5 protein-coding genes are annotated in these 3,201 nt (G+C 68.8%); 3 read left to right on the top strand and 2 right to left on the bottom strand.

The genetic code is table 11. The features are described 5' to 3' along the window. The 3 genes from AC2VOP_RS03330 to egtD form a co-directional block, all read left to right on the top strand. A partial coding sequence (locus AC2VOP_RS03330) for an SUMF1/EgtB/PvdO family nonheme iron enzyme (RefSeq protein ID WP_486959652.1) occupies positions 1-140 on the top strand: 140 nt, incomplete at its 5' end. Beyond that, positions 140-847, top strand: a complete 708-nt coding sequence (egtC, locus tag AC2VOP_RS03325) for an ergothioneine biosynthesis protein EgtC (RefSeq protein ID WP_486959651.1) — start codon at positions 140-142, stop codon at positions 845-847. The genes AC2VOP_RS03330 and egtC, both read left to right, overlap by 1 nt. Further along, entirely contained in the window at positions 844-1,809 is a 966-nt protein-coding gene (egtD, locus tag AC2VOP_RS03320; RefSeq protein ID WP_486959650.1) for an L-histidine N(alpha)-methyltransferase, read from the top strand. Before egtC ends, egtD begins: the two co-directional genes overlap by 4 nt. A gap of 27 nt (positions 1,810-1,836) precedes the next feature. Here egtD and AC2VOP_RS03315 read toward each other — a convergent pair whose 3' ends face one another. Then, the gene (locus AC2VOP_RS03315; RefSeq protein ID WP_486959649.1) at positions 1,837-2,637 is read right to left on the bottom strand and encodes a hypothetical protein; all 801 of its coding nucleotides are present in this window, start codon (positions 2,635-2,637) and stop codon (positions 1,837-1,839) included. Between the two features lie 79 nt (positions 2,638-2,716). Then, positions 2,717-3,201: carbonic anhydrase (locus AC2VOP_RS03310; protein ID WP_486959648.1), on the bottom strand; the 485-nt coding region annotated here is incomplete at its 5' end.

The following is a 3,201-nucleotide window of genomic DNA, read 5'->3' as shown; positions in this document are numbered from 1 at the left end:
ACTACCGGGTGCTGCGCGGCGGGTCGTGGGCCGTCGCGGGCGAGATCCTGCGGCCCAGCTTCCGCAACTGGGACCACCCGTACCGGCGGCAGATCTTCGCCGGCGTCCGGCTGGCCTGGGACGTCGAGGACACGGCCTGATGTGCCGGCATCTGGCCTGGCTCGGTGAGCCGCGCTCGCTGGCGGAGCTGGTCCTCGACCCGCCGTACGGGCTTTTGGTGCAGTCCTACGCGCCGCGCCGCCAACAGCACGGCTCGATGAACGCCGACGGCTGGGGCGTGGGGTTTTTCGACGGCACGATGCCGCGACGATGGCGCAGCGCGGCCCCGCTGTGGGGCGATGCGTCGTTCGCGTCGGTGGCACCCGCGCTGCGCACCCATTGCGCGTTGGCCGCGGTCCGTTCGGCCAGCGCCGGCATGCCGATCGAAGCCAGCGCGACAGCGCCGTTCAGCGACGGCCAATGGCTGCTGTCGCACAACGGCGTCGTCGACCGCGCCGCACTGCCCACCTGTGCGGCAACCGAATCGGTGTGTGACAGCGCGATACTGGCCGCTTCGATCTTTGCCCGCGGACTCGATGCGCTGGGCGACACCATCGTGGAACTCGGGGCCGCTGATCCAGGTGCGCGGTTGAACATCTTGGCCGCCAACGGGTCTCGCCTGCTGGCGACGACGTGGGGGGACACCTTGTCGATGCTGCACGGGGCCGACGGTGTGGTGCTGGCCAGTGAGCCCTATGACGATGACCCACGCTGGGTGGACATACCCGATCGCCATCTGGTGTTGGCCACTCCCGAGCAAGTGACGGTGCAACCACTGGTGGCGACGTCACTGGAAGGATTCCGGTGACGGTCTCACTCTCCAATCACCTGGCCGCCGACGCCGTCTACCGGGCGCTCTGCGACGACGTGCGCCTGGGGCTGGGAAGAAAACCGAAGTCGTTGCCGCCCAAGTGGTTCTACGATGCCACCGGCAGTGACCTGTTCGAACAGATCACCCAGTTGCCGGAGTACTATCTGACCCGCGCGGAAGCTGAGATCCTACGTGCCCGGTCGGCCGAGGTCGCGTCTCTGACCGGGGCCGACACGCTGGTCGAACTGGGCAGCGGCACTTCGGAGAAGACCCGGATGCTGCTGGATGCGTATCGAGCGGCCGGGTCGCTGCGCCGCTTCATCCCGTTCGATGTCGACGTGCGTGTGCTGGAATCGGCCGGTGCCGCGATTCAGCGGGAGTATCCGGGGGTGCGGGTCGAGGCGGTCTGTGGCGATTTCCAACACCACCTGGGCGAGATTCCCGACGCCGGCCGAAGGCTGTTCGCGTTCTTGGGCTCGACGATCGGCAACCTCACGCCCGGACCGCGGGCCGGTTTCTTGGCCGCCCTGGCTGCGGTGCTGCGCCCGGGGGACAGCCTGCTGCTCGGCACCGATCTGGTCAAAGACGCCGGCCGGCTGGTCCCCGCCTACGACGATGCCGCCGGCGTGACGGCGGCGTTCAACCGCAATGTGCTCGCCGTGGTCAACCGGGAGCTGGACGCCGATTTCGACCTGCCCGCGTTCGCCCATGTGGCGCGGTGGAACGCCGACGCGGAGCAGATGGAGATGTGGCTGCGCGCCGCGCGGCCGCAGCGGGTGTGGATCGGCGCGCTGGACCTCGGCGTCGAGTTCACCGCCGGCGAGGAGATGCTCACCGAGGTGTCCTGCAAATTCCGGCCGGAGCAGGTAGCGGCGGAACTGGCCGCAGCCGGACTGCGGCGCACCCGGTGGTGGACCGATCCGGCCGGTGACTTCGGCGTGTCGCTGGCAGTCAGGTGAGGCCCTGGCAAGCCCCGGCTGTTCGATCTAGTTGCCGCCTGACGGCGTCTCAGCTGCGGATGGCTCGTCGGACGCCGGCGCACCTTCGGGCGGTGGCGCGTTAGGCGGAGGCGACGGCTCAGCCAGGATGAACGGCAACGTCGCCGAACGCAGGTTCCCCAGCTGCACGACGAGGTTGTAAATCCCCGGCCCGATCGGTTGCCGCGGCAGCGGGCACTGCGGCGCTGATCCCATACCGGTCCACGTCACCGAGGTCGTCACCTGCTCGCCCGGGTCGAACGTCTTGACCAACGTCTCGTTTGACGGCGCGCAGTCCAGGTTGGACCATAGTCTCTGGTTGTCCAATGAGTAGACATAGGCGGCCAGCACCGCCGCCCCGACGTCGCGTTTGCAGGCCACCAGGCCGATGTTGGTGACGACCATGGTGAACTTCGGCTGCTCGCCCACCGTGTATCGGGGCTGGCTGGTGTAGCCCTTGACGGCCAGCGTCGAATCGGGGCAGTCGTCACCGGCCTTGAGCACCGGGGGCGGTGCCACCGCAGCGGTCGGGGTGGCAGTGGGCGGCTGTTGCTGTGTCTCCGGCGGGACGACGGGTGTCTTGGCCTCCTGCTGTGGTGGCCGGTCAGCGGGGTTGGAACCCGGTGCGGCGACCGAGTTCCCTGCTTTCTCCGCTTTGCCGGCGGGGTCGGCGCTCGCACCGCTGTGCAGAACGGTGACGATGAGCGCCACCACCGCCCCGATCGCGAGCACCGCAATACCTAGTGCCAACCCCCGACGGCGCCAGTAGATCTGCGGAGGCAGCGGACCCTGCGGTTCGAAATCCAGCACGTCCTCACGGTAGGCCCAGGTCACCGTGGTTCGTGCGACCGTTATCGGCGTGTCGTAGCCGCGTTGTGACCTTCAGCGGCTACTCCGGCACCGATTGGCCGATGTCGCCGAGATGGCCGCGCAGCATCACCCGCCCGTCCGCCAGGTGGTACGTGACGCCGGCGATCGCCAGCGAGCCCGTCGTGACCCGTTCGGAGATCGCGGTCGAACGAGCCATGAGCTGTGCGGACGTCTCGTTGACGTGCCGCGCTTCGAATTCGTCGACGGTGTTCAGCCCGTCGCGCCGGCCCAGCAGAATCGACGGGGCCACCCGTTCCACCACGTCACGCAGGTAACCGCCGGGCACCGCGCCGTCGTCGAGCGCCGACAGCGCCGCCTTGACCGCCCCGCAGCTGTCGTGGCCGAGGACGACGATCAGCGGGACGCCGAGCATCACCACCGCGAACTCGATCGAGCCCAGCACCGCCGAGTCGATGACGTGCCCGGCGGTGCGCACCACGAACATGTCGCCCAGACCCTGGTCGAAGATGATCTCGGCGGCCACCCGGCTGTCGCCGCAACCGA

It is taken from the genome of Mycobacterium sp. TH-M106 (assembly GCF_057473765.1).
This window is presented reverse-complemented; position numbering and strand designations above follow the sequence as displayed.

What these genes read in the sequence shown, in the direction of transcription:
- egtC (WP_486959651.1), top strand. Translation starts at nt 140, where the DNA reads ATGTGCCGGCATCTGGCCTGGCTCGGTGAGCCGCGCTCGCTGGCGGAG.